Source organism: Candidatus Nealsonbacteria bacterium, assembly GCA_011050465.1.
In the GTDB taxonomy this organism is placed as follows: Bacteria; Patescibacteriota; Minisyncoccia; order Minisyncoccales; family RBG-13-36-15; genus RBG-13-36-15.
Genome location: DRFQ01000009.1, coordinates 104,330 through 126,597, shown reverse-complemented (window position 1 = coordinate 126,597; position 22,268 = coordinate 104,330). Strand labels below are relative to the sequence as shown.

Genomic DNA, 22,268 nt, shown 5'->3' with positions numbered 1-22,268 from the left:
ATATCTACGAATCTACGCTGTTACTTAAAGCAACTCTCCGTAGGGTTGCTTCGTATATTCGCACTGATCGGTAATTCGTGGGGCTATTATTCTTCTTGGATTAAAATTACTCTTATTTCAGATTCTAAATTGTGTTCAAGTCTAATTTTGACCGGAAATTCACCCAGTTCTTTAATAGGTTCTTCAAGTAAGATTTTATTCTTCTTAATTTCGAAGCCCAATTCTTTTAATTTTTCTGAAATCTTTTGAGGAGTAATTGACTCAAAAAGCTGATCTTTCTCGCCAACTTTAACCTTAATCATTATTTCTTGCCCGTCAATACTAGAAGCTAATTCCTGAACTCCTTTTAATTCTTCTTCAACTTTTTTTGTTGAAATCTGTTTTTGGACTTCTAACCATTTGAGGGCTTCTTTTGTCGCTGGTTTTGCCAATTTTTCTGGAATTAAAAAGTTTCTGGCATGGCCTGCCTTAACATTTCTTACTTCATATTTCTTTCCTAAATTTTCAACGTCTTTTAGTAATATGATTTTCATAATTCTTAATTCAATATCTAATTTCGAAATCCTTAAATTTTCCCCTGTCTCTTTCCCATTCTACCTCAATTTTATCAACCTTCGCAAGAGCGGGGCCCTGTTTTGTCCATTCAATTAATTTTTCTAAATTTTCTTCTTCCCCTTCGGCCACAATTTTCACAGAACTTGAAAACTCATTTTTCACCCAACCTGTCAAATTTAACTCTTTAGCCTTTTCCAGAGTATTAGATCGATAAAATATTCCTTGTACTAACCCTGATACTAAAATAATAACTCTTTTTCTCATAACCCTATGCTTAATTGCTCAGCAATTACAGGGAGCTGAGCGACCGGTTTGTAAATCTCGGGCTTCGACTGAGCAGGTTCGTCCTGAGCTCACTGCCGAAGGGCTCAGCCGAATGTCCTGGGATTTTGAGGGTCGGTGATTTGCGGCTCGGCAACCGAACGATAAACTTTATAATTGTTCAATTATCTCTATAGCTTTTTCAAGCTGAGGGTCTTTCTCTTCTTCGTAATCTTTCTCGGTCATATCTATTTTGATGTCTGGTTCCAAACCAACATCAGTCAAAATATCACCTTTTGGAGTTAACCATTTGGCTATTGTAACCTTTAAAGATGATCCTTCTGGTAAATCTTCTAATTCCTGGACAGAGCCTTTTCCAAAAGAAGTTTCTCCAATGATTTTAATGCCACGGTTATCTCGAAGAGCAGCAGCTAAAATTTCAGAGGCTGAAGCCGATCCCTGATTGATTAAAATTACCATGGGATATTCTAAGAATAGTTCATTCCCCCCGGCTTTGTAGTCTTTTTTCTCTTTGCCTTCGCCAAAATCTTCAATGACCACAACTTGGCCTCTTTCTAAAAACCAACCAGCAATATCTTGAGATATCTCTAAATAACCTCCTGGATTATTTCTTAAATCTAAAATTATTTTTTTGGCTGGGCTTTCTAAAATGTCAAAAGCTGCTTTTTTGAAATCAACTCCAGCCTTTTCATGAAAATGATAAAGCTTTATATAGGCTATATCGGGTTCTTTCCCACCGGCTTCGCCTGGCGAGGCGAGTAATTCCCATTTTAATGAAGGTATTTCAATTACTTCTCTAATTAACGTAATTTCTCTTGGTATTCCCCAATCTTCTCGAAAAATTGTTAAAGTTACTTCTGTTCCTTTTGGCCCTCTAATGAAACTAACCGCTTCATCAATTGTCAGCTCACCTGTAATCGTGTCTCCAATTTTTATAATTTTATCTCCAGCCCTTAGTCCCGCTTTTTGAGCCGGTGTTCCTTCTAAAGGAGCAATAACTGTTAATTCGTTTTTTCTTATTCCGACCTCCATGCCGACTCCTTCAAATTTTCCAGAAACATCTTCTTTGAACTTTTTGGCCTCTTCGGGATTAAAAAAAACAGTATATGGATCATCCAAGGCATTTACCATTCCGGAAATAGCACCGTAAAGCATTACTTGATAGTCAAATTTTTCTTCGTCAACAAATTTTTCTTGAATACTTGCCCAAACCCTCCAAAAAAGAGAGAAATCGACTTCTTGAGATTTTCCTTCCTCAGGGTTTATGACTCCAAAAATTATCTTTGGTTCGACTGTTGTCCTGCCAACTAAAATTCCAAAGCTAAAACTTGTCAATGAAGCCAAAATTAAAAAACCAAAAAATATTCGCTTTTGCATTGTAATTATTTATAACAAAATTAAGAGGCGACGTCTATACTTTCTCATATTATATTACAAAAAAACCTGGTTATTCCGTTAGGAATAACTCAGGTATTTTTTTCGACAAGATGTTAAGGCTGTTGCGGGAACGTTTCGAAGGTATGCCCTCCTCCGTTTTTCCATTTTTTGAACCAGTCTGGATCTCCTGTGATTTCTATGATATTCAAAAGGGGTTGGTCATCTGTCGATATCTGATGAATAACTCTTGGTGTTATCACCGGGCTGATCGGATTAGCCATTGTTAAATGGTACGTCAATTGTTGCTGTCGATTCTCGGAGGTACACAATTTTGCCCCGCCGATAAGAGGATGATTTGTTTCGATCCATCTTGACTTTGAATGGTCATGAGAAGATGTCCTAGAGTCAGGAGGGATATATTGAACCAATAATCCCCACTTCTCGCTAGCAGCGTAATAAACGGCATTGGATTTCTGCTTTTTAGATCTCGATTCTAATGGCGGGTCAAAAATAATAAATCCTTGTGGTTCAATTTGTAAAGCAAGCCAATACGTCCTTTCCCGAATTTCTATTTTGATTTTTTTAAAGAGAAGCTGACTTCCCGAGTTCGTCATCATTTCGATAGTTTTCTGAGACATGGCTTGTGCGACCCGTATTTCATCAAAACTGCCAATAGCGACCGGCAGCCTTATCTGTATTCTTTGGTCCCATCCTTGAATGGGAAGAAAACCATCAGGCCAAATTACGGGATCTTTAGGAAAAAGTACAGCATCTTGTAGTCTCATCCTTGTCTTACCTCCTTTCTCGTAAAGGTACTATTGTCTTTTTGTGAAAGTGCTGTTTTTTATGTGCCCCGCGGAGGACTCGAACCTCCAACTTCCTGCTTAAAAGGCAGATACTCTACCAGTTGAGTTAGCGGGGCTCTTAAAATTTTAGTCATTGGGATGTGTCTGCCTCGTACCCTAATCCGAAGGATTTGTGGCATCAGGATTTAAAAATTAGGATTTAGCACTTCCGTTGAGAAACAATAGTTATATTCCTTCTTCTTTCAATTTTTCTAATAATTCCTTTTGCTTTCTTGTTAATTTTCTTGGGGTTCTAATGCTAAGCTCAATATAAAGATCACCTCTCCCATGGCCAGAAAAACGAGGAATTCCTTTTTGAGAAATTCTTAAAATGTTTCCTGACTCTGTGCCTCGTGGGATTTTTAATAAAATTTTTCTTCCTTCTAAAGTAGAAATTTCAATTTCATCTCCTAGAGCGGCCTGAGAAAAAGAAACAGGGATTTTCAGATATAGGTTATCTCCTTTCCTTTGAAAGATTGAATGTGGTTTAATCAAAATTCTGACATATAAATTTCCGGATTTTGCTCCTCTTCTTCCAGCTTCTCCTTTACCGTTAATTTTAATTACCTGATTTGAATCTACGCCAGCCGGAATAAATACTTTAATATTATCATTTCCTTTAATTCTTCCCTCTCCTTTACAGACATTGCAGGGCCTTTCCGGTTTTTGCCCTTCACCATTGCACTCAGGACAAATAATATGTTTAGTGAAAGAGCCAAAAAAAGTTCTTCTTATCTGTTGAACTTCACCCGCTCCCCGACAGGAGAAACACTCCTTAACAGGCGTACCAGGTTCAGCTCCTGATCCTTGACACCTTGAACAGGAAAGCATTTTATATAAAGAAATTTTTTTCTCTTGTCCCAAAAGAGTATATTCTAAAGGAATTTCAAGATTCATCTCAATATCTCTGCCTTTTCTTAAATCTCCTCGCGTCTTTGTAAATCCAAAAAATTCTTCAAACATTTCTCCTAAATCAAACTCGACTCCCTCTCCAGATCTGCCCCAAACATTTCCAAAATCAAAATCTGGACCTACTCCAGCCCCTTCAAAGACTCGGTCAAATCTATCATACTGATTCCTCTTTTCTTTATCAGAAAGAATCTGATAAGCTTCGTTTATTTCTTTAAACTTTCTTTCATCCCCGCCTTTGTCGGGATGGTGTTTATGGGCCAACTTTCGATAAGCCTTTTTAATCTCGTCTTGAGAAGCGCCCCGAGAAACACCTAAAATTTGATAGTAGTCTTTCATATCCCTACGAATTACGAATTATTACGCATATACGAATAATCTCTAAGCGAGGCAACAAGTTTTAAAGTAGCTTTCGCAGGCTCATCGGCATGGTTCCGCCGAAGGCGGACGAGAAGCCGAGAACGCAGACCCCAAAATCTCGGGCTTCGACTGAGCTCAGCCGAATGTCCTGGGATTTTGAGGGTCGGTACTTTGAGACTTCGTTGCTGAGCGCTACTTCTCTTTATACTCCCCCTCCTCAGCTTCTGGCTTTTTCTCATCCCGCCCTTGGCGAGGCTCTTGCCCCGTCTCCGAGTCGGAGCCATCGTCTTTTGGGGCTGACTTCTCTTCCTTGGTCTGACGGTATAATTCAGCTCCTGCCTTTTGAATAGCCTGAGATAATTCTGCGATCTTGCTTTTTGTTTCCTCTATAGTATCACCCTCTTTTATTTTTTTCAAATTTTCTATTTTTCCTTCAATCTCTTTTTTTAAATCTTGATTCATCTTAGAACCTGATTCTTTCAAGGTTTTTTCTGTGGTGTAGATTAAATTATCGGCTGAATTTCTCACTTCTACTAATTCTCGTTTCTTCTGATCTTCGGCTGTATGTGCTTCTGCCTCTTTTTTCATTTTTTCTATCTCTTCTTTTGAAAGACCGGAAGAACCCTCAATTCTTACTGACTGCGTTTTGCCGCTGGCTTTATCCTTAGCTGAAACATTTAATAGACCGTCTGCATCAATATCAAAGGTAACTTCAATTTGGGGAATTCCCCGAGGAGCAGAAGGAATACCATCTAAAATAAATCTTCCCAAGGTTTTGTTGTCAGTAGCCATTGACCTTTCTCCTTGTAAAACACGGACTTCGACTGTGGTTTGACTATCGGAGGCGGTAGAAAAAATTTGAGTTTTAGAAGTGGGAATGGTTGTATTTTTTTGGATTAAAACTGTACTGATTTGTCCCATGGTTTCAATACCTAAAGAAAGAGGGGTAACATCCAGAAGCAATACTTCTTTAATTTCTCCCCCCAAAATTCCTCCTTCGGCTGCAGCTCCAATTGCTACCACTTCGTCGGGATTAATTCCTTTATGGGCTTCTTTGCCGAAAAAATCTTTAAGCTCTTGCTGAATTTTTGGCATTCTGGTTTGACCACCCACTAAAACTATTTCATCAATATCTTTAACGTCAAGTTTTGACTCTTTTAGGGTTTTTTTGACAAGATCAATGGATTGTTCAATATAATCTTTGACCAAATTCTCAAGTTGAGCCCTTGTTAGTTTATAATAAAGATGTTTAGGACCTGAGGCGTCTGAAGTGACAAACGGAATGTTGACCTCTGTTTCCAGGGTTGTTGATAATTCAATCTTAGCTTTCTCGGCAGCCTCTTTAATCCGTTGTAGAGCCAAAGAGTCTTTCGATAAATCAATCCCTTGGTCTTTTTTAAATTCGGTTACCACCCAGTCCATTATTTTTTGGTCAAAGTCATCTCCACCCAGGTGCGTATCGCCGCCGGTTGCCTTAACTTCCACCGTATCTGTCCCAACGTCTAAAATTGAAATATCAAAAGTTCCTCCCCCAAAGTCATAGACAACAATTTGTTCTTCTTTCTTTCTTGTTAACCCATAAGCCAAAGCGGCGGCGGTGGGTTCGTTGATCACTCTTTTAACGTTGAATCCTGCGATTTCTCCCGCCACTTTTGTTGCTTTTCTCTGCGAATCATCGAAATAAGCAGGGCAGGTAATGATAGCATCGATAATTTTCTCTCCTAATTTTTCCTCAGCATCGTGCTTTAACTTCTGCAAAATCATAGCTGAGACTTCAGGAGGAGTGTACCATTTATCTCCTATCCTTACCTCAACTCCCCCGTCTTCTCTTTCTCTTATTTCATAAGGCAAGAGCTTTTTGTCCTGCTGAATCACTAAATCTGAAAATCGTCGTCCCATCAACCTTTTTATTGAAAAAATTGTGTTTTGGGGATTAGTAATCTGCTGTCTTTTAGCTACCACTCCTACTAATCTCTCGCCGGTTTTAGTAATAGCTACAACTGAAGGAGTTGTCCTGGCTCCTTCTTTATTTTCAACAATTTTAGGTTCTCCACTTTCTATCACGGCCATAGCTGAAAAAGTGGTTCCTAAATCAATGCCTAATATTTTTGCCATATAATTTATTTTATCTTTAAAATTTTATATACTTTGTTTATTTTGAAACTTTCACTTTAGCTGGCCTCAAAATTTTGCCGTGTAATAAATATCCTTTCTGAACTTCCTCAATGACAAGACCTGATTCTTTATCCCTGCCCTCCGAAGCTTCAGAGGAGAAGGGTTTTACTGCTACTTCTTCTATGACTTCCTGGAAATTTGGATCAAATTTTTCCCCCAGTACCTTTATCTCTTCTACTTTTTGATTTTTTAGAAGATCTTGCAGTTGATTTCTTATTTGAAAAATTCCCTTGATATGTTCGTTATTATTTAAATTTGCCGGTAGTCTCTTTTCTGCTAAATCAAAAGTGTCTAAGACTGATAATATTTTTAAGATTAACTCCTTATTGGCATATTTTAGAGCCTCTGAAATCCTGTTCATTTCCTCTTTTTTGTAATTCAATAGGTCGGCTCTCGAACGCTTCCAACCAGCCAAATACTCACCGGCTAGTCTTTGAAATTCTTTCAATTTTTCTTTCGGTTCATCAACGCTTAATTTTTTTTCTTTTTTATTGTCTTCTCTTTTATTTTTTTCTTCGGTGTTCCCTTCCATTTTTCAATCCTTCGATTACACTCAAGATTAGCCCTGAGCCTATCGAACGGGTTAATTGCCAAACTTTAAACTTTTTATTTTAAGCGATTATGTTGTTTATTTAGGAGTAAAAGTCAAGAATACTCATTTTATTTTACACGAATAAAAATTAACCGTCAACCTCCCGCATCGATGATTAATAACAAAAAACTCCACCCAAGAATCATGGCGAAGCCTTTCAGAAAAAAGGAACTGTTTTTTCCGTTGTACTTTCCATTCCCGAGTCTTTCCGCTGCCAGATAGTTTATTATATAAACGTCCATAATAATTTGTCAAGAAAACAAATTCACTATATTTTTTAATCCATATTTGTTAGAATACTTTAATGAAGAATAAAGGATTATTATTTTTGTTGCTTATTCTGGTTATCGCCTCTTTTTTTAGACTCTGGCAGTTAGATTCTATTCCACCAGGGCTCTATCCCGATGAGGCTATCAATGGAAATAATGCTTTAGAAGTTTTGAGAACCGGCAATCTTAAAGTTTTTTATCCGGACAATAACGGCCGCGAAGGCCTTTTTATTAATTTAGTTGCCTTATCTTTTGCTGTCTTTGGAGCTTCTGTCTGGTCATTAAAAATCGTTACTGCAATCATTGGGATACTCACTGTCCTTGGTCTATATTTACTAACCAAGGAACTATTTAGTCATTTAGCCATAAAACCATTTAATCATTCGGCTATTGCCCTTTTAGCTTCTTTTTTCCTGGCTATTTCTTTCTGGCACACTAATTTTTCCAGAATTGGCTTCCGGGGAATTTTAGTTCCCTTCGTCTTGGTTTTTGGCTTATATTTTCTAATGAAGGCCTTCCGGACCAAGAAGCTTTCAAACTTTATTTTTTCTGGTATTTTCTGGGGAATAGGTTTCTATACTTATATTTCTTTTCGAATGGCTGTCATTATCATAATTATAATTCTAATATTAAAATTTATAGAATATTTAAAAAAAGAAAGGTCTGAAATTGGCTGGGGCAGGATTCTCTGGAAAAAAATATATTTACGAGACGGCTGGTGGAAGGTTAATGTTTTTTTAGTCGTAATTATTTTAATAGCTCTGCCGATTGGGATTTATTTTTTACAGAATCCTGGAGATTTTATTGGTCGGGCCACTGGAGTTTCTATTTTTTCTCAACAAAGTCCAGTTATGGCTTTTGGAGAAAGCCTTGTTAAGCATTTGGGAATGTTCAATTTTTACGGTGATCCAAATTGGCGTCATAATTTTGCAGGATCCCCCATGCTCTTCTGGCCAATAGGAATCTTATTTCTAATTGGTATTGTTTTATCAATCAGACACTTAATTCAATCAATCAAAACTAAAAATTACCCGCTGTTTACTGTTTATTGTTTACTGTTCATTTGGTTCTTTGCTATGCTTTTGCCTGGCGTTTTAACCTATGAAGGGGTTCCTCATGCTCTAAGAGTAATTGGAGTAATACCGGTAGTCTATATTTTTGCCGCAATCGGAGGTTTAGTAATCTATGGATGGTTAAAAAATATAATCAAAAAGCCGAAGTTGCTTTTTGTTCTTTGTTTACTGTTCATTGTTTTTACTGGCTATTCTGAATTTAATAAATATTTTTATAACTGGGCCAAAAACTCAGAAGTAGAAAAGGCTTTTTCTAAGAATTATGTAACAATCGGAAACTACCTTAATTCTCTACCTTCTAAAATTAAAAAGTATGTAATAGTAAACGAACCCGGAGTACCTCTCTATGGAATTTCGATCCCGGCTCAAACCGTTATATTCATTGAAGCTGCTAAATTCAATCAGCCACGTTCAATCTATGTAAAAGCTGAGGATTTAAATAAAATTGAAACGGATCAAAAAGAAACTATAATTGTACCATTATATGACGGAAAACTATTTGATGAGCTTCGGAAGAAATTTCCCCAAGGAAAAGTTATAGAAACAAACAGCTTTTATCTTTACAGAATAGAATGAAAATGAAAACAGAAATGGGTAATAAACTAAGAATACTATTAATAATTTTAGGAGGAATTCTTCTTATTATTATCTTTTCTAAAGTCTTGGACTTAATTTTTGCTTTAATCTTTATTTTAATTTTCTAAATTCTATGTCAAAATTGAGGTCTCCAAATGACTTGACCTATATTATCGCTGGAATATTGCTTCTATCTATGTTCTTGATGGCTATTTTCAGTATACTCGAGGATTCTTTTACTTTTGACGAAACTGCCCATGTCTCAGCTGGCTATTCCTATCTAACTCAAAAGGATATGAGGCTTAATCCGGAGCATCCCCCATTAATCAAAGACCTTGCTGCTATCCCGCTTCTGTTTCTAAATCTTAATTTCCCAAAAGATGATTCATCTTGGATTCAAGACGAGAAACCTGTCTGGTGGCATCAATTCGATTTTGCCTATCAATTTTTATACCGTTCAGGCAACGATCCTGACCAAATCTTATTCTGGTCGAGGCTGCCCATGATTTTATTATTGATATTTTTAGGATGGTTTATCTTCCTCTGGACAAGAAAACTTTTTGGAAACAAGGCTGCGCTTCTGTCCTTGTTTCTGTTTGTTTTCTCACCTAATTTTCTCGCTCACGGCAGATTGGTCACCACAGATGTCGCCGCGGCGGCCGGAGCAGTTCTGGGTATTTACTACTTTCTAAAATTCTTAAAAACCCCTACTTATAAGAATATTATTTTAGCTGGTATTGCTTTTGCAATAGCTCAACTTTTAAAATTCTCTTTAATCCTTCTCTTTCCTCTTTTTATCATTATCTTCTTTCTTTGGATAATATTTAAAGTTGAGAAAGAAAAAATTAAACAATTTTTCTCTTATGGTGTAAAGATTATTCTGGTTTTTATCATTGCTTTTCTTTTAATCTGGCCTGTATACCAATATCATGTTTTAAACTTACCCACAGAAAAGATAGAAGATTATGCTCAAGAGTTTTTAAAAGACCATCCCCTTAATAATATTTTGCCTAATCTTCCCTTGAAACTGGGGACTCCCGCAGAAATTGTCGGTTGGATGGCAGAACGTCCGATTCTAAAGCCTTGGAGTCATTATTTTTTAGGTGTTTTTATGGCTACAGGAAGGGCGGCCGGCGGTAATACTACTTACTTTTTAGGAGAAATTTCAGCTGCAGGCTGGATTCAATACTTCCCTATTGTTTATATTATTAAGGAACCCTTGGCTTTTCATATTTTAACTTTGATAACTTTGCTTTTCGTCGCTTACTCAATAAAGAGGCTTTTGGCTTCGACTGAGCAGGTTCGTCCTGAGCTCACTGCCGAAGGGCTCAGCCGAATGTCCTGGAGGCAAACTCTTTCCCGTCTTAGAAATTGGATAAAAGATCACTTCACTGAATTTGTTTTCTTGGTTTGGCTTCTGATATATTGGGGAACAAGTTTAAGCAGCAACTTAAACATTGGCGTCCGACACCTGCTTCCCACCTTTCCTTTTGTTTATATTCTGGTCGGCGGCGGGATCATTGTTTTATTAAAAACAGAAAGAAATCGCCTGTTCAAACTTATTAAATACTCAATTTTAATTATTTTAATTCTCTGGCAGGCTGTTTCGGTTATAAAAACTTATCCTCATTTTCTTTCTTATTTCAATGAAACAGTCGGCGGGCCAAATAATGGCCATACTTATGCTGTTGATTCCAATCTAGACTGGGGCCAGGATTTAAAGAGATTAAAAACGTGGATAGAAAAAGAAGGAATTAATGAAATTTACGTTGATTATTTCGGTGGAGGAGATACAACGTATTATTTGGGCAAAAGATTTAGGCCCTGGCAGGGGAGGTGGAATCCAAAAAAGCTTCCCAAGGGAAGCTATCTGGCGGTATCTGTTACTCTTTTGCAGGGAGGAAAAGGCCAACCAGCTTATGGCTTTGACCAACCTGTAGGATATTATCTCTGGCTTGATAAATACAAACTTATAAAAAAAATCGGCTACTCAATTTTCGTATATTATATTGATTAATCTCCTGCTTTATATTTATAGTAGACCCTGGTGAACCTTAGCTCGATATAATCTAAATTCCCTCTTTCTTCCGGGGGGATTTCTTCTTTTAAAACCAAATTTAATTTTGTCAGCTGCCAGGAGATATCCTTTTGAAGATCAAAATAAATCTCCCAGCCTTCGGCGGTTTTAACGTTCAACCTTCCTGGATTAAGAATAACAAACTCTTCTATTTCTATTTCAAGATTTCCTTTTATGTGTTTTTTAATGTCGAGAATCGATACTAAAACATCTTCTTCAATGATTTGATCTCCCAAATTAAAAGAACTTATATCTCTTCTGTCTATAATCTTTGTCAAAACAATTTCGCCCGGAACCTTCTCAGATTCAGTAGAAATGTCATTTCTAACTAAGTCAAAAATTATTCCTTTTCTATCAAGTAAAAAACAATGTTCTGTTTGGCACCAAATTGCCAAATCCAATCTTTCTACTACAATAATATTAATAGTATCAGGGAAACTTTGACTGACTTTAACTTCTGCTATCTGGGGAAAGTTATCTAAAATATCATCTTTTATTCCATTTAAGTTAACCAAGAAAAGGCTTCTTGTCTTAAAAAACAATATTCTATTTTCTAACCTTTTTTCTATTAATAATTTAAGACTTTCTTCTGAGACCTTTTCTTCGCCGGTAACAATAGTTTGTTTAATCTGGAAAGTCTTTGAAAAAAATAAAAAATAAAAAATAGCTCCGGCAATAATAATGATTATAATGCCTAGCCAAAAAAATCGATTGCGTAAAATCGATTTTTTCTTTCTAATCCGGTAAGGTTTTCTAAATCTCCTGGTAATCATTGAAATTAGAACCTCTTTTGTCGCTTATTCTTTTCCAACCTTTAATTTATAAATGTTTAAACTTCCACTTTTAACATTTATAATCCCCTTCTGGTTTTTCTTAATTTCTCGACAAAATAATTTAGCCAATATTTTTTCGATAGTGGTAAATCCTGAGTTTTAACATATTCTTTTTCATATCCGCCAAAGCCTTTCTTAAATAAAGTAAGACCCGCCCAGGGATGCCTTGAAGAATCAGTTGAAGCAATCCCCCAGAAGTTATAAATTTTGCAACCTCTTTTTTTGGCTTCTTTAATGGCTTCCCATTGTAAAAGGTAAGATACGGGAATTTTCGGATATTTTAAAGATGAAGCTCCTTGATGATAGAAAGCAGTTCCCTGCCAATAGATTACAATAGCAGAACCTAATATTTCTTCTTTATATCTACCTAAAAATATTACTACCTGATTATCTGATAAAAATGCTGAGACTTCATTTTTGAGGTAGTCTAACGAAAAAGGAATAAAATTGTGTCGATCAACTGTTATTTGATAAAGTTCATTAAATTTTTCAACATTGTCTAACTTCTGACTGTTGCTAATTATAACATCTGGGTTCTTCTGGGCCTGGCGAATTAAATAACGAGTGGTTTTGCGCATTTGCATTAAAAGTTGCTCTTCGTCCGGCGTAATATCTAACATCCAGGTTAACTCAGGATGCATATGAATAGGGGCTTCCCTGAATCCCAGAGTTTTGAAGATTTTAATGTTTTCTCGGTTTCTTTCCCAAATCGGAGCAATTCTGATAAAGCTCGCCCCTTCTTCCCCGGCAATTTCTTTCAATACATTGATAAACTCTCTTAAAATTTGTTTTCTGTTCTCTGTTTTTTGTTCTTTGATAACTGGCCCGTGCGGACAAAACAAAAAAACTCCCCTCCTAGCTGTAATCTTAATAACCAAAGTTAAGCCCAATAAATTATCTTCTGTATAAACCCCCAATCTCCAAATCTTATTTCCCGTTACTTTCTGAAATTCCCCCCAGTTCCAAGATTGTAGAAAGGTCTTTTCATTAGTCCTCGATAAAAATTCTTCCCAGACTTTTTTATTATTTATTTCTCTAATTTTAAAGCCCATAACCCATAGACATATAACACATTTATGACGGCCGTCATAAATGTGTTAAGAATTAAAAATAAAGATGAGTGACTCGAATCAGAAAATCTACAATCTTTTTAGCCTCCTCTTGCGAAATATTAATATGGGTTGGTAAATTTAGAGTTTCTTTGGCTAATTTTTCAGCTCTTGGACAACTTCCAGAAATATATTTCATTTTCTCCAGATTGGTATCATGAGGGGCAATAGGAGTTGTGTACCAGTCCCCTATTAAAATGTTTTCCTGCCAAGCTTTTTTAATAATTTGATGAGCTTTTGAGTGTTTTATTGTAAATCTTAAAAAAACTTGGCCCTCACTTTTTTCTAACAACTCGAAAGAAGTATTTCTTAAATTATTGTAATAAAAATTAGCTATTTTGCGTCTATGGTTATTAAATCTCTCAAGTTTTCTTAGTTGATTTAAGGCAAGAAAAGAGAGAACATTTGGCATTTTTTTTGGAAAATAACCTGGTTTTTTTCCTTTTTTTTCTGTCCAATGAACAGCTTTTGACAAAATCTGGAGCCACTGAAAAACGCTCAATAATGTTTTGCCAAGCCTTAAAAAAGAATAGGTAGGCAAAATTAAAAAACTCATCAGAACTGGATGAAGTAACTGCTGAAAGATCCAAAAATTTGAGGGATAACTTACTTTTTCTTGAAATTCTTTAAGTTTTTTAGCCAGAATATCATCATCAGTTATCACCATTCCGCCGTAGACTGAGGATATAATTTTATCTCGAGAAAAACTAAAAAAAGCAGCCTTGCCAAAGGTGCCTACTTTTTTCCCCCGATAACTAGTTCCTAAAGAATGAGCACAATCTTCAATTAAAATTAGATTATTCCTTTGGCAAATTTCTAAAATCTTTTCCATTTCGGCTGCCAAACCAAAAGTATGCTGAATTACTAAAATTTTACTTGCCTGAGTAACTTTTTTTTGTAAATTTTCTGTGTCAATATTGAAAGTTTCTTTCTTGCAATCAACATAAGCTGGCTTTAAATTAGCCCACAAAATAGGACTTACGGCTGCATTACAAGTAAAAGCCTGAAGTAAAACCTCGGTATTTTCCTGTAAACCAAGTGACTTTAAAATTGCTAAAAAAGCCGAGCGGCCACTATTAAAAGAGACAGCATGTTTTGTTCCAAAATGTTTTTTAAACTCTTTCTCTAATATTCCAATGTCTTTTCCTTCTTTCCACCGCCAAGGTTGGAAGATTAATTTTAAAGCTAAGTCAATATCATCTTTTTCGGTGTTTGGCGAAAGCGATATAGAAATTGGTCGAAAATTACCAATCATATTATTTACTATTGACTAAAAAGTCAATTAATTTTTTCGGTACTCTGCCTTCTAAAAGAACAATATCGCCGGGACCCCAAAATTTTTTTATTATTTCGAAAATCTCTTTTGGGTCTTCGCTAAACAAAACATTTTCTTCTTTTTTCCCTTTTTCCAGGAATCCTTCTCCAATTTCCCGAAAATAATCTTTGGTTGTCACAATGACCGCATCGCAAGTTTCTCCAATTTTCTCCCCGATTTTCTTATGCATCTCCTTTGCCGTTCTGCCTAATTCAATCAAACAGGGCATGATAATCATTTTTCTGCCTCCATAAACCTTTAGGTAATCTAAAGCAGCAATCACTCCTTCTGGATTAGCCGAATAAGAATCATCAATTATTATTAGGCCGTTTATTCCCTTAAAAAGATTCATTGTATTCTTGGCTGGTTCAATTTTAAAACAACCTTCGACAATTTTTTCAGTCTTCATCCCCAACTCTTGAGCTACATAAATTGTAGCTAATAAATTAGATATAAAATGGTCTCCAGATAAATATACCTTAAGGTTGATACATTCCTCTGGGGTACAAGCTTTAAAAAAGACATAATTTCTTTGAACAATAACATTTTCTGCCCAGATACCGGGGATAAAATTAGATGGTTTTGGCCGAGAACTGGAAATTTTCTTTGGTTTCTCCGTCTTATTATAAAGGTCTAAGCAGTATTTATTGTCTCCATTAAAAATTGCTAAACCATTGTCGGGCAAAGCCTCAATTAATTCATATTTTGCTCTAATTATATTTTTTTGAGAACCGAAAAGGGCAAGGTGCTGTTCATTTATTCCGGTTAAAATTCCAATTTTTGGTTTGACAATATCACAAAGTAATTTAATTCCTCCCCGGCCATAGGCTCCCATCTCAACAATAAAAATCTCGTGCTCGGGCTTCAAATCTTTTAAAATACATTGGGAAATTCCAATTTCTGAATTTTGGTGCTCTTTTGTTTTTAAAACATTGAATTTTCGAGACAAAATTGTATATAAAAATTCTTTAGTCGAAGTTTTGCCATAGCTACCAGTAATACCGATCACCAGAAGATTTTTAAAGATCTCTCTTTTTCTTTTTGCCTTTCTGATAATTAGACATTTTGAAAGGACTGCAAAGGGCTGAAAAATTAAGACAATTACTGTAATAATTAAAGGTAAAGATAGGTCAAAAATTAATAACCAGAAAACGAAAAAATTTAAATCTTTCTCGAAATAAAGAAGAGAGAAAATTACACCGACTTCGAAAATTATTACAGAAAATATCAGAAAAATCATCTTTTTCGTTATAACGGGAATTTTTATTCTCTTTTTAGCAAAATCTAAAAAAGTTCTTAGTCCTTCGAAAAGATAAAGAACTAGAAGTAAAAAGGGGAAAAGATAATATAAAACTAAAAAAATAATTTTAGGGGAAATAAAAGGAATAAGATTCAACGAAGGAAAATTGGTTAGATAAATCAGGAAATAAGGAAAAGAAAGAAAATAGAAAAGAAGGAGAATTTTCGAAAAATTCAATTTATGAAAAAGAGTCTTCTTTCCTTTCTCGGTTCGGAAGTGATCGAAAAATCTGCCAATGTGATATTCTTTCAGCTGCCAAAGATAAAGATAAAAGAGAATAATTTTGACAGTACGAATCAGCCAAAAGATCGCTAAAATATGAAAAATATTGAATGACATGTCTGATTAGAATTTAATAAACTGTAAAATTTCCTTAGTAAATTTTTCCGGGGTTTCTAAATGAGGACTGTGGCCAATCTTAGGTAAAATGATCAACTTCGAATTAGAAATTTTTTCTTTCATAATATAAGCATATTTTACAGGCACTATTTTGTCTGTTTTGCCCCAAAGAATTAAGGTTTTAGTTTTAATTTGAGCAAGATAGCCAAAAAGGTCTTCAGCTAGAATTTTTTTAATGGTTTCTCTCATAGTTCCCTTAACTTTAAGATAATCTTTTTGGCGAATGATTTGATAAAAAGCATCTCTGGCTCTGTCTTTAAATTTCAGAAAAGGCCCTTTAGAAAATAAATAATCCCCTACTCGACCGAAAAAATAGAACATTTTAATTTTAAAATTTTTATCTGGTTTGATACCGGCTGAAGAACATAAAATCAAAGACTTTATTTTTTCTTGGTAATCCACAGCAAATTTTATTGCTACTCTTCCTCCAAAAGAATGGCCCAACAAGAAAAAAGGTTCTCTAATTTTCATCTCTTCAATAAAATCTTTAAACCACCGAACATAATCATCTACTGTCCAGGGTTTTTGAGGAGTTGTGCTTTTACCAAAACCCGGGAAATCGGGAATAATCACTTTAAATCCTTTTTCAGTTAATATTTTTTGAACTAAAAGCCAGGACACAGAAGATCCTCCCCAGCCGTGTAAAATTAAAACTAACTGGCCTTCGCCAGATATTTTATAATTAGCTTCCAAATCATTGATTAAGAGTTTTTTTTCTGTCATCTCCCAATCTTATTGAACTTCAAATATTTCTGGAGAGCCTTAGGGATATTGATGCTTCCGTCTTTTTGCTGATAGTTTTCAATGATGGTAATCAGGGTACGCGGGATAGCAAAGGCAGTACCGTTTAAGGTATGAATAAATTCTAATTTTTTGGTTCTGGAATTTCGATAGCGAATGTTTAAACGTCTCGCCTGAAAATCGGTGCAGTTTGAAGTAGAATGAGTTTCTCTATAGCGACCTTCAGATGGCATCCAGGCTTCAATGTCGTATTTTGCAGCAGCCGGCATCCCCAATTCTCCTGTGCACATTTGTAAGACCCTATAAGGAATTTTTAAAGATTTCATCAATTTTTCTTCTAAAGATAATAAAAATTGATGCTCTTTACGAGATTTCTCCGGATGACAAAAGCTCAACATCTCAACTTTATCAAATTGATGAACCCGCATAATTCCCTTAGTGTCTTTTCCATAAGCCCCGGCTTCTCTTCGAAAACAAGTAGAAAAACCAACGTATCTTTTCGGTAAATCTTTTTCTTGAAAAGTTTCATCTGCATACATTGCTCCAATTGATTGTTCTGAAGTTCCGGTTAAATATAATTTGTCTTTTGGTAGAAAATAAGCTTCTTCATCGTCGGTTTGCTCTAAATAACCCATACCCTGAGCCATTTCCGGCCTTAACATGACTGGCGGAACAATTGGTATAAAGCCCTCTTTAATTAAAGTATCAAAAGCAAGATTTATTAAAGCAAATTCAAGTAGAGCTGCCTCTTTTTTCAGGAAACCAAATCTGGTCCCGGAAACCTTAGCTGCCCTTTTTATGTCAATTAAATCTAATTTTTCAGAGATTTCTAAATGGTCTTTGGGATTGAAATTAAATTTCGTCTTCTCCCCCACTTCTTTCACGACTACATTGTCTTTTTCATCTTTTCCAACAGGAATATCCTCGAGTGGTAAATTTGGAATCTGAAGCATTAAGTTCTGAAATTCTTTTTCTAAGCCTTTTATTTTGGTTTCGTGACCCTTAATTTTAGATTTTAAATTTTTTGCTTCTTTTATTTCTTTGCCATCTGGTTTAGATCTGCTTAGTTTATTTATTTGTGATTTCCAGCCTTCATATTCTTGGCGATATCTTCTTATATATTTATCAATTGCCAAAAGCTTATCAATATCAACTTTGACATGTTTTTTGCGACAGCCTTCTTTGACAATTTGTGGACTTTTTCGAATGAACTTTATGTCTAGCATGAATTACATTGCTACATTGCTGAACTGAATTGATTTAATGAACAATATAACAATTTGACAATATAACAATTGAGCAATTTATTGCTTAGGTTTCATTGTCGGAAATAAAATAACTTCCCGAAGAGAATAAGAATTTGTAAGTAGAGCTACCAGCCTGTCAATGCCCATTCCAAAACCGGCAGTAGGCGGCATGCCATATTCTAAAGCCTCTAAAAAGTCTGGATCCTGCCTCTGAGCTTCCTCGAGCCCTTTCCTGTAAAATTTCTCTTGTTCTTCAAATCTTTTTTTCTGTTCTATCGGATCATTAAGTTCTGAAAAAGCATTGATTAATTCCCAGTTGGCAGCCACCAATTGGAAATTAGCCAGTTTTGAAGGATTATTCGGTAATTGTTTAGCTAGAGGAAAAGTTCCCAGGGGATGATGAATGATAAAAGTTGGCTGCCAGATTTTTGGCAGGCAGAATTTTTTGTAAATTTTATCTGCAATTTCTGCTTTTTGTTCCCCTTCTTCAATCTCAATGCCAAAATTTTTTGCTTCTTTTTTAAGGGCTTCTGGATGAATTTCTTCTATATTAATTTTTGTATATCTTCTTAGTATTTGAGAAAATTCAACTCTTGGCCAAGGGTTTTTAAAATTTATCACCTTGGTCCCATATTTAATTTTTAAACTTCCAAACGTCTTTTTAAGTAAAAACTCGAACATTCTTTCTGTTAACTTCATTAAATCTTTGTAATCAGCGTAAGCTGAATAAAATTCTAACATGGTAAAGTCTGGATTGTGAGATTTATCCATTCCTTCATTCCTAAAACACTTGCCAATCTCATAAATTTTTTCAAAGCCGCCAATTATCAACCTTTTCAGATAAAGTTCGGGAGAAATTCTCAGATATAAATCAAGATTTAAGGCGTTAAGGCGGGTTTTAAAGGGCTTGGCTTTAGCTCCTCCATAAATTGGCTGTAAAATAGGAGTTTCTACCTCCAAAAATCCTTCTTTTTCTAAAAACTCTCTGATTGTCTGAATGATTCTTGAGCGGAGTTCGAACTTTGTTCTAACTTCTTTGTTAAAGATTAAATCCAAATATCTTTTTCTATATCTTTCCTCAATATCTCGCAATCCATGCCATTTTTCAGGTAAAGGTAGAAGGGTCTTTGCCAAATTTTTAAAATCTTTAGTTTCGATGGTTCTTTCTCCTTTTTTGGTCTTAAATAAAACTCCTCTCACTTCAATGAAGTCGCCGATATCGAAATTATCCAGAAAGAACTGATAGCCCTTCTCGCCCAATCTGTCTTTCCTGAAAAAACCCTGGATTCTTCCTGTACCATCTTCAATATGGCAAAAAGTAGATCCCCCATGCTTTCTAATGCTTCTAATACGACCCACCAAAACTATTTCTTTTTTTGAACGGGAGATCGTGGCAAAGCTTTCTAAGCTATCTCTTATTGTATGAGTTCTTTTGGTTTTCTCTGGGTAAGCTAAAATCCCAGCTTTTTTCATGGCTTCTAACTTCCTTAAACGAGTTTTTTTGATATCTCCAAGATGTCCCATGTTCTTATTCTGTATTTTAACTGATTTTACCTCTTGGGTCAAAACCCCGTCAAAATTTTTCTACGTGGTCAAAATAAAAAACCTCCTTTTAGGATGGTTTTTTGTCAATAAAATACTAAAAATTATTATCTGGTGAACCTCCACACCAAACGAGGATATGCGAATTCATGAAACGCATCCTCTCGTCGTCAAGCCCTTAATGGTTTAGCGAAAATCCTCGTTATGGTGCGGGGGTGAAATACCACTTTAAGATTTCTCTGGCAACGGGTAGGGCCACCACCATACCCTCTTGAACATTTTCAACCATAATTGTTAAGACTATCTGAGGGTCTTCATACGGGGCAAAGACTGTTACCCAGTTATGATAATAACCTTCTTTGTCAGTTTCAGCTGTCCCGGTTTTTGCTGCAACTTTGACTGGCAAAGCGTTTAAAATCACCGAAGATCCGTAAGTAACTGCTTCCCGCATCCCCTCTCTGACAATTTCAAGATTCTCAGAACTAATAAAGTTATTTCTAATAATCTCCGGCTTAACTTCTTCAGCTGCTTGAGGTGAATCTGCCGAACCCACAACAATTCTCTGGACAGCCTGAGGCCGATAAATGGTTCCACCGTTAGCAATAGCCGCAAAAGCTGTGACAACTTGTAAGGGAGTAATACGAAGATAACCCTGACCAATCGAAAGATGATAGGTATTCCCGTCGTACCAGTTCTCATTAATAACTCTTTCCTTCCAGGCAGGATCAGGAATTAAACCTTCTTTTTCTCCGGGAAGATCAACCCCTGTTTTCTGGCCCCAGCTAAAAAGCTCTAAATATTTTTTTATTCTTGTGGGCCCCAGTCCTGCCTGATTTTCGTATCCACCCCCGATAGTATAGAAATAAACATTAACCGAATCAGCAATGGCCTTTCTCATATCTGTCCAGCCGTGAACCTTCCAGTCCTTATAGGTGTAGATAATCTCAGGGTTGTATTGATGAGGAACCTGAATATAACCTTGGGCTAAAATTTGTTTTTGAGGGTCAATTAAATTTTCTTCTAGGGCAGCCGCCGCAATTAAGGGTTTGATGGTCGAACCTGTAAGATATTCCCCGCTAATTACCCGATTAAAAAAAGGTTTATAGGGATTATTATAAAGATCTTGCCAGGTTTCTATGTCTATTCCCCTGCTGAAAAGATTATTATCAAAGCCCGGAAGACTGACTAAGGACAGAATTCCTCCGGTTTTCGGATCAATGGCTACCCCCACTCCTGCTTTCGCCCCGCTTTGTTTAAGCATAGAATTAAGCTCTGCTGTAATTTTTTTTTGTAAATCAGAATCTAACCAAAGAACTAGACTTTTTCCATCTTCTGGTTCTGAAATTAGATTTTCTAATTGAGTCTGTCCCAGAACATTTTTTTCAATTTCCCGCTTTCCAGGATTTCCTCGGAGGACCTTTTCGTAGGATTTTTCTAGGCCGGTTTTCCCTATATAATCTGCAATTGAATAATCTGTTAAGTTCTCAATTTCTTCCTTACTGCTCACTCTTCCAACATAGCCGATCAAATGAGCAAAATCGGTCCCTGAGATATAATCTCTTATCGTATTCATCTCTACCCGGCAGACAGAATTCTTCTCTTTCCCAGAAAAAATTGGATTTGTTTCTAACAAAATTAAGGTTGCCTGGTCTAAGTTTTCGGTAATTAAAACTTGGAGCAATTCTGAGGTTTCAATCTGGCTTCTTAAGTCTTCTATGTCTTTATTGATAATCTGCGAAAGCTTAGTTAAAATCTTGGACCTTTCTTCTTCCTTCCATGGAAAATCCCTTTTGTCGCAGACCAAATCAAAACTTGGCTGATTGAAAACAAGTTGATAGCCAACTTTATCATAAATTACTCCTCTATTGGGCCTAATTAAAAAAAATCTTGTCTTGTTATCTTGAGCTAAAAGAGATAAATCCTCATTTTTTACAACTTGAAGATAAAAGGTCTGGGCAAGAAAAACCAAGATTAGCAGCAAGAAAGAAAAATAACACCCCAGAATAATTTTTCTTGAAAGAGGGATTTCAAATTTCTTCTCAGATATATCTAGTTCCTCCTCTCTTTTTTTGGCTAAGCTGTCTAAAAAAATTTCCTGAGGCTCAATTTCTTCGCTGGAAGATATTTTTACTTTCTTGTTCTTAAGAAAGCTCTGGGAAGAAGAATCAGGTTTTTTTGGATAAAAAGCGGACATATTTTTTAAAGAAATCAATGAGGTGAAAACCAACTAAAAGTAAGACAAAACTATAGATTAACTCAACTGACAATAACGTTCCGGGGCTAATTCTAAAATAATCAATTTTTAAAGCGGGTTCCTGTATGAAATAAAGAATAAAATCCAAAAATAATTTATAAAAAATTAAGGCGGCCAGAGATAAAAGAGAAAACCAAAAAAAAGTCATTTTCTTTAAAGAATAACTTAATTTTTTCAAAAGAAAGGCCGTGATTAATAGCAAAATAGTTGTTGTGCCTAAAAGATGGCTAGAAAAAATATCAATAAATAATCCCCCAAAAAGGGATACGAAAAAACCAAGATTTTCTTTCGGATCTTCCAAGAGAACAAAAAAGATAACAAAAATTAGAATAAGATTTGGTAATTCCCCAGATATAGAAAAAGGGACAAAAAAACTTGTCTGGGCTAAAGATATAACATATAAAATTAGAATTAAAAACAGAAATTTTTTCATTATCT

The 22,268-nt window shown here is 35.6% G+C and carries 18 protein-coding genes and 1 tRNA gene; 2 read left to right on the top strand and 17 right to left on the bottom strand.

The window, feature by feature from the left end:
* Window positions 1-86 precede the first annotated feature (86 nt).
* The 8 genes from rplI to grpE all read right to left on the bottom strand — a co-directional run bounded on the left by rplI (window position 87) and on the right by grpE (window position 7,035).
* Entirely contained in the window at window positions 87-533 is a 447-nt protein-coding gene (gene rplI, locus ENH66_02490) for a 50S ribosomal protein L9 (protein ID HDZ54548.1), read from the bottom strand.
* Window positions 534-543: 10 nt separating this feature from the next.
* Window positions 544-819: an acylphosphatase gene (locus ENH66_02485; protein HDZ54547.1), complete on the bottom strand. Its 276-nt coding sequence runs from the start codon at window positions 817-819 to the stop codon at window positions 544-546.
* Between the two features lie 168 nt (window positions 820-987).
* Complete coding sequence (locus ENH66_02480; GenBank protein ID HDZ54546.1) at window positions 988-2,214, bottom strand: S41 family peptidase; 1,227 nt, start codon at window positions 2,212-2,214, stop codon at window positions 988-990.
* Between the two features lie 113 nt (window positions 2,215-2,327).
* The gene (locus ENH66_02475) at window positions 2,328-2,999 is read right to left on the bottom strand and encodes a hypothetical protein (GenBank protein HDZ54545.1); all 672 of its coding nucleotides are present in this window, start codon (window positions 2,997-2,999) and stop codon (window positions 2,328-2,330) included.
* A gap of 64 nt (window positions 3,000-3,063) precedes the next feature.
* Window positions 3,064-3,136 (bottom strand) — tRNA-Lys (locus tag ENH66_02470).
* Window positions 3,137-3,245: 109 nt separating this feature from the next.
* A complete protein-coding gene (dnaJ, locus tag ENH66_02465) occupies window positions 3,246-4,307 on the bottom strand; it encodes a molecular chaperone DnaJ (GenBank protein HDZ54544.1) in 1,062 nt (353 codons plus the stop codon).
* A 213-nt stretch (window positions 4,308-4,520) separates the two neighbouring features.
* Complete coding sequence (dnaK, locus tag ENH66_02460) at window positions 4,521-6,443, bottom strand: molecular chaperone DnaK (GenBank protein ID HDZ54543.1); 1,923 nt, start codon at window positions 6,441-6,443, stop codon at window positions 4,521-4,523.
* 37 nt (window positions 6,444-6,480) lie between these two features.
* Window positions 6,481-7,035: a nucleotide exchange factor GrpE gene (gene grpE, locus ENH66_02455; protein ID HDZ54542.1), complete on the bottom strand. Its 555-nt coding sequence runs from the start codon at window positions 7,033-7,035 to the stop codon at window positions 6,481-6,483.
* 364 nt (window positions 7,036-7,399) lie between these two features.
* On the opposite strand from grpE, the gene ENH66_02450 reads away from it, so the two are divergent.
* Window positions 7,400-9,013, top strand: coding sequence for a hypothetical protein (locus tag ENH66_02450; protein HDZ54541.1), 1,614 nt, complete (start codon window positions 7,400-7,402; stop codon window positions 9,011-9,013).
* A gap of 133 nt (window positions 9,014-9,146) precedes the next feature.
* Window positions 9,147-11,030, top strand: coding sequence for a phospholipid carrier-dependent glycosyltransferase (locus ENH66_02445; protein HDZ54540.1), 1,884 nt, complete (start codon window positions 9,147-9,149; stop codon window positions 11,028-11,030).
* Here the strand turns inward: ENH66_02445 and ENH66_02440 are convergent.
* From ENH66_02440 to mreD, 9 genes are all read right to left on the bottom strand, one after another.
* Window positions 11,027-11,863 (bottom strand): FtsQ-type POTRA domain-containing protein, encoded by an 837-nt coding sequence (locus tag ENH66_02440; protein HDZ54539.1) that lies wholly within the window; start codon window positions 11,861-11,863, stop codon window positions 11,027-11,029. The genes ENH66_02445 and ENH66_02440 overlap by 4 nt on opposite strands.
* Window positions 11,864-11,940: 77 nt before the next feature.
* Entirely contained in the window at window positions 11,941-12,975 is a 1,035-nt protein-coding gene (locus ENH66_02435) for a peptidoglycan bridge formation glycyltransferase FemA/FemB family protein (GenBank protein ID HDZ54538.1), read from the bottom strand.
* Window positions 12,976-13,027: 52 nt separating this feature from the next.
* The gene (locus ENH66_02430; GenBank protein HDZ54537.1) at window positions 13,028-14,287 is read right to left on the bottom strand and encodes a DegT/DnrJ/EryC1/StrS aminotransferase family protein; all 1,260 of its coding nucleotides are present in this window, start codon (window positions 14,285-14,287) and stop codon (window positions 13,028-13,030) included.
* A 1-nt stretch (window position 14,288) separates the two neighbouring features.
* Window positions 14,289-15,986: a UDP-N-acetylmuramoyl-tripeptide--D-alanyl-D-alanine ligase gene (locus ENH66_02425; protein HDZ54536.1), complete on the bottom strand. Its 1,698-nt coding sequence runs from the start codon at window positions 15,984-15,986 to the stop codon at window positions 14,289-14,291.
* Between the two features lie 6 nt (window positions 15,987-15,992).
* Window positions 15,993-16,769 carry an alpha/beta hydrolase gene (locus tag ENH66_02420; protein HDZ54535.1) on the bottom strand — a complete coding sequence of 259 codons (777 nt, stop codon included), beginning with the start codon at window positions 16,767-16,769 and terminating at the stop codon, window positions 15,993-15,995.
* Window positions 16,766-18,013, bottom strand: a complete 1,248-nt coding sequence (locus ENH66_02415; GenBank protein ID HDZ54534.1) for a serine--tRNA ligase — start codon at window positions 18,011-18,013, stop codon at window positions 16,766-16,768. The genes ENH66_02420 and ENH66_02415 overlap by 4 nt, the downstream gene beginning before the upstream one ends.
* A gap of 78 nt (window positions 18,014-18,091) precedes the next feature.
* Window positions 18,092-19,558, bottom strand: coding sequence for a lysine--tRNA ligase (gene lysS / locus ENH66_02410; protein HDZ54533.1), 1,467 nt, complete (start codon window positions 19,556-19,558; stop codon window positions 18,092-18,094).
* 220 nt (window positions 19,559-19,778) lie between these two features.
* Window positions 19,779-21,770: a penicillin-binding protein 2 gene (gene mrdA / locus ENH66_02405; protein HDZ54532.1), complete on the bottom strand. Its 1,992-nt coding sequence runs from the start codon at window positions 21,768-21,770 to the stop codon at window positions 19,779-19,781.
* A complete protein-coding gene (gene mreD, locus ENH66_02400; protein ID HDZ54531.1) occupies window positions 21,742-22,263 on the bottom strand; it encodes a rod shape-determining protein MreD in 522 nt (173 codons plus the stop codon). Before mreD ends, mrdA begins: the two co-directional genes overlap by 29 nt.
* Window positions 22,264-22,268: the final 5 nt, after the last annotated feature.

Coding starts and splice junctions, on each gene's coding strand:
- ENH66_02435 (HDZ54538.1), bottom strand. CDS start 12,975: ATGGGCTTTAAAATTAGAGAAATAAATAATAAAAAAGTCTGGGAAGAA.
- ENH66_02425 (HDZ54536.1), bottom strand. CDS start 15,986: ATGTCATTCAATATTTTTCATATTTTAGCGATCTTTTGGCTGATTCGT.
- dnaK (HDZ54543.1), bottom strand. CDS start 6,443: ATGGCAAAAATATTAGGCATTGATTTAGGAACCACTTTTTCAGCTATG.
- mreD (HDZ54531.1), bottom strand. CDS start 22,263: ATGAAAAAATTTCTGTTTTTAATTCTAATTTTATATGTTATATCTTTA.
- grpE (HDZ54542.1), bottom strand. CDS start 7,035: ATGGAAGGGAACACCGAAGAAAAAAATAAAAGAGAAGACAATAAAAAA.
- ENH66_02450 (HDZ54541.1), top strand. CDS start 7,400: ATGAAGAATAAAGGATTATTATTTTTGTTGCTTATTCTGGTTATCGCC.
- ENH66_02445 (HDZ54540.1), top strand. CDS start 9,147: ATGTCAAAATTGAGGTCTCCAAATGACTTGACCTATATTATCGCTGGA.
- ENH66_02485 (HDZ54547.1), bottom strand. CDS start 819: ATGAGAAAAAGAGTTATTATTTTAGTATCAGGGTTAGTACAAGGAATA.
- ENH66_02480 (HDZ54546.1), bottom strand. CDS start 2,214: ATGCAAAAGCGAATATTTTTTGGTTTTTTAATTTTGGCTTCATTGACA.
- ENH66_02420 (HDZ54535.1), bottom strand. CDS start 16,769: ATGACAGAAAAAAAACTCTTAATCAATGATTTGGAAGCTAATTATAAA.
- mrdA (HDZ54532.1), bottom strand. CDS start 21,770: ATGTCCGCTTTTTATCCAAAAAAACCTGATTCTTCTTCCCAGAGCTTT.
- ENH66_02415 (HDZ54534.1), bottom strand. CDS start 18,013: ATGCTAGACATAAAGTTCATTCGAAAAAGTCCACAAATTGTCAAAGAA.
- dnaJ (HDZ54544.1), bottom strand. CDS start 4,307: ATGAAAGACTACTATCAAATTTTAGGTGTTTCTCGGGGCGCTTCTCAA.
- ENH66_02440 (HDZ54539.1), bottom strand. CDS start 11,863: ATGATTACCAGGAGATTTAGAAAACCTTACCGGATTAGAAAGAAAAAA.
- rplI (HDZ54548.1), bottom strand. CDS start 533: ATGAAAATCATATTACTAAAAGACGTTGAAAATTTAGGAAAGAAATAT.
- ENH66_02475 (HDZ54545.1), bottom strand. CDS start 2,999: ATGAGACTACAAGATGCTGTACTTTTTCCTAAAGATCCCGTAATTTGG.
- lysS (HDZ54533.1), bottom strand. CDS start 19,558: ATGGGACATCTTGGAGATATCAAAAAAACTCGTTTAAGGAAGTTAGAA.
- ENH66_02430 (HDZ54537.1), bottom strand. CDS start 14,287: ATGATTGGTAATTTTCGACCAATTTCTATATCGCTTTCGCCAAACACC.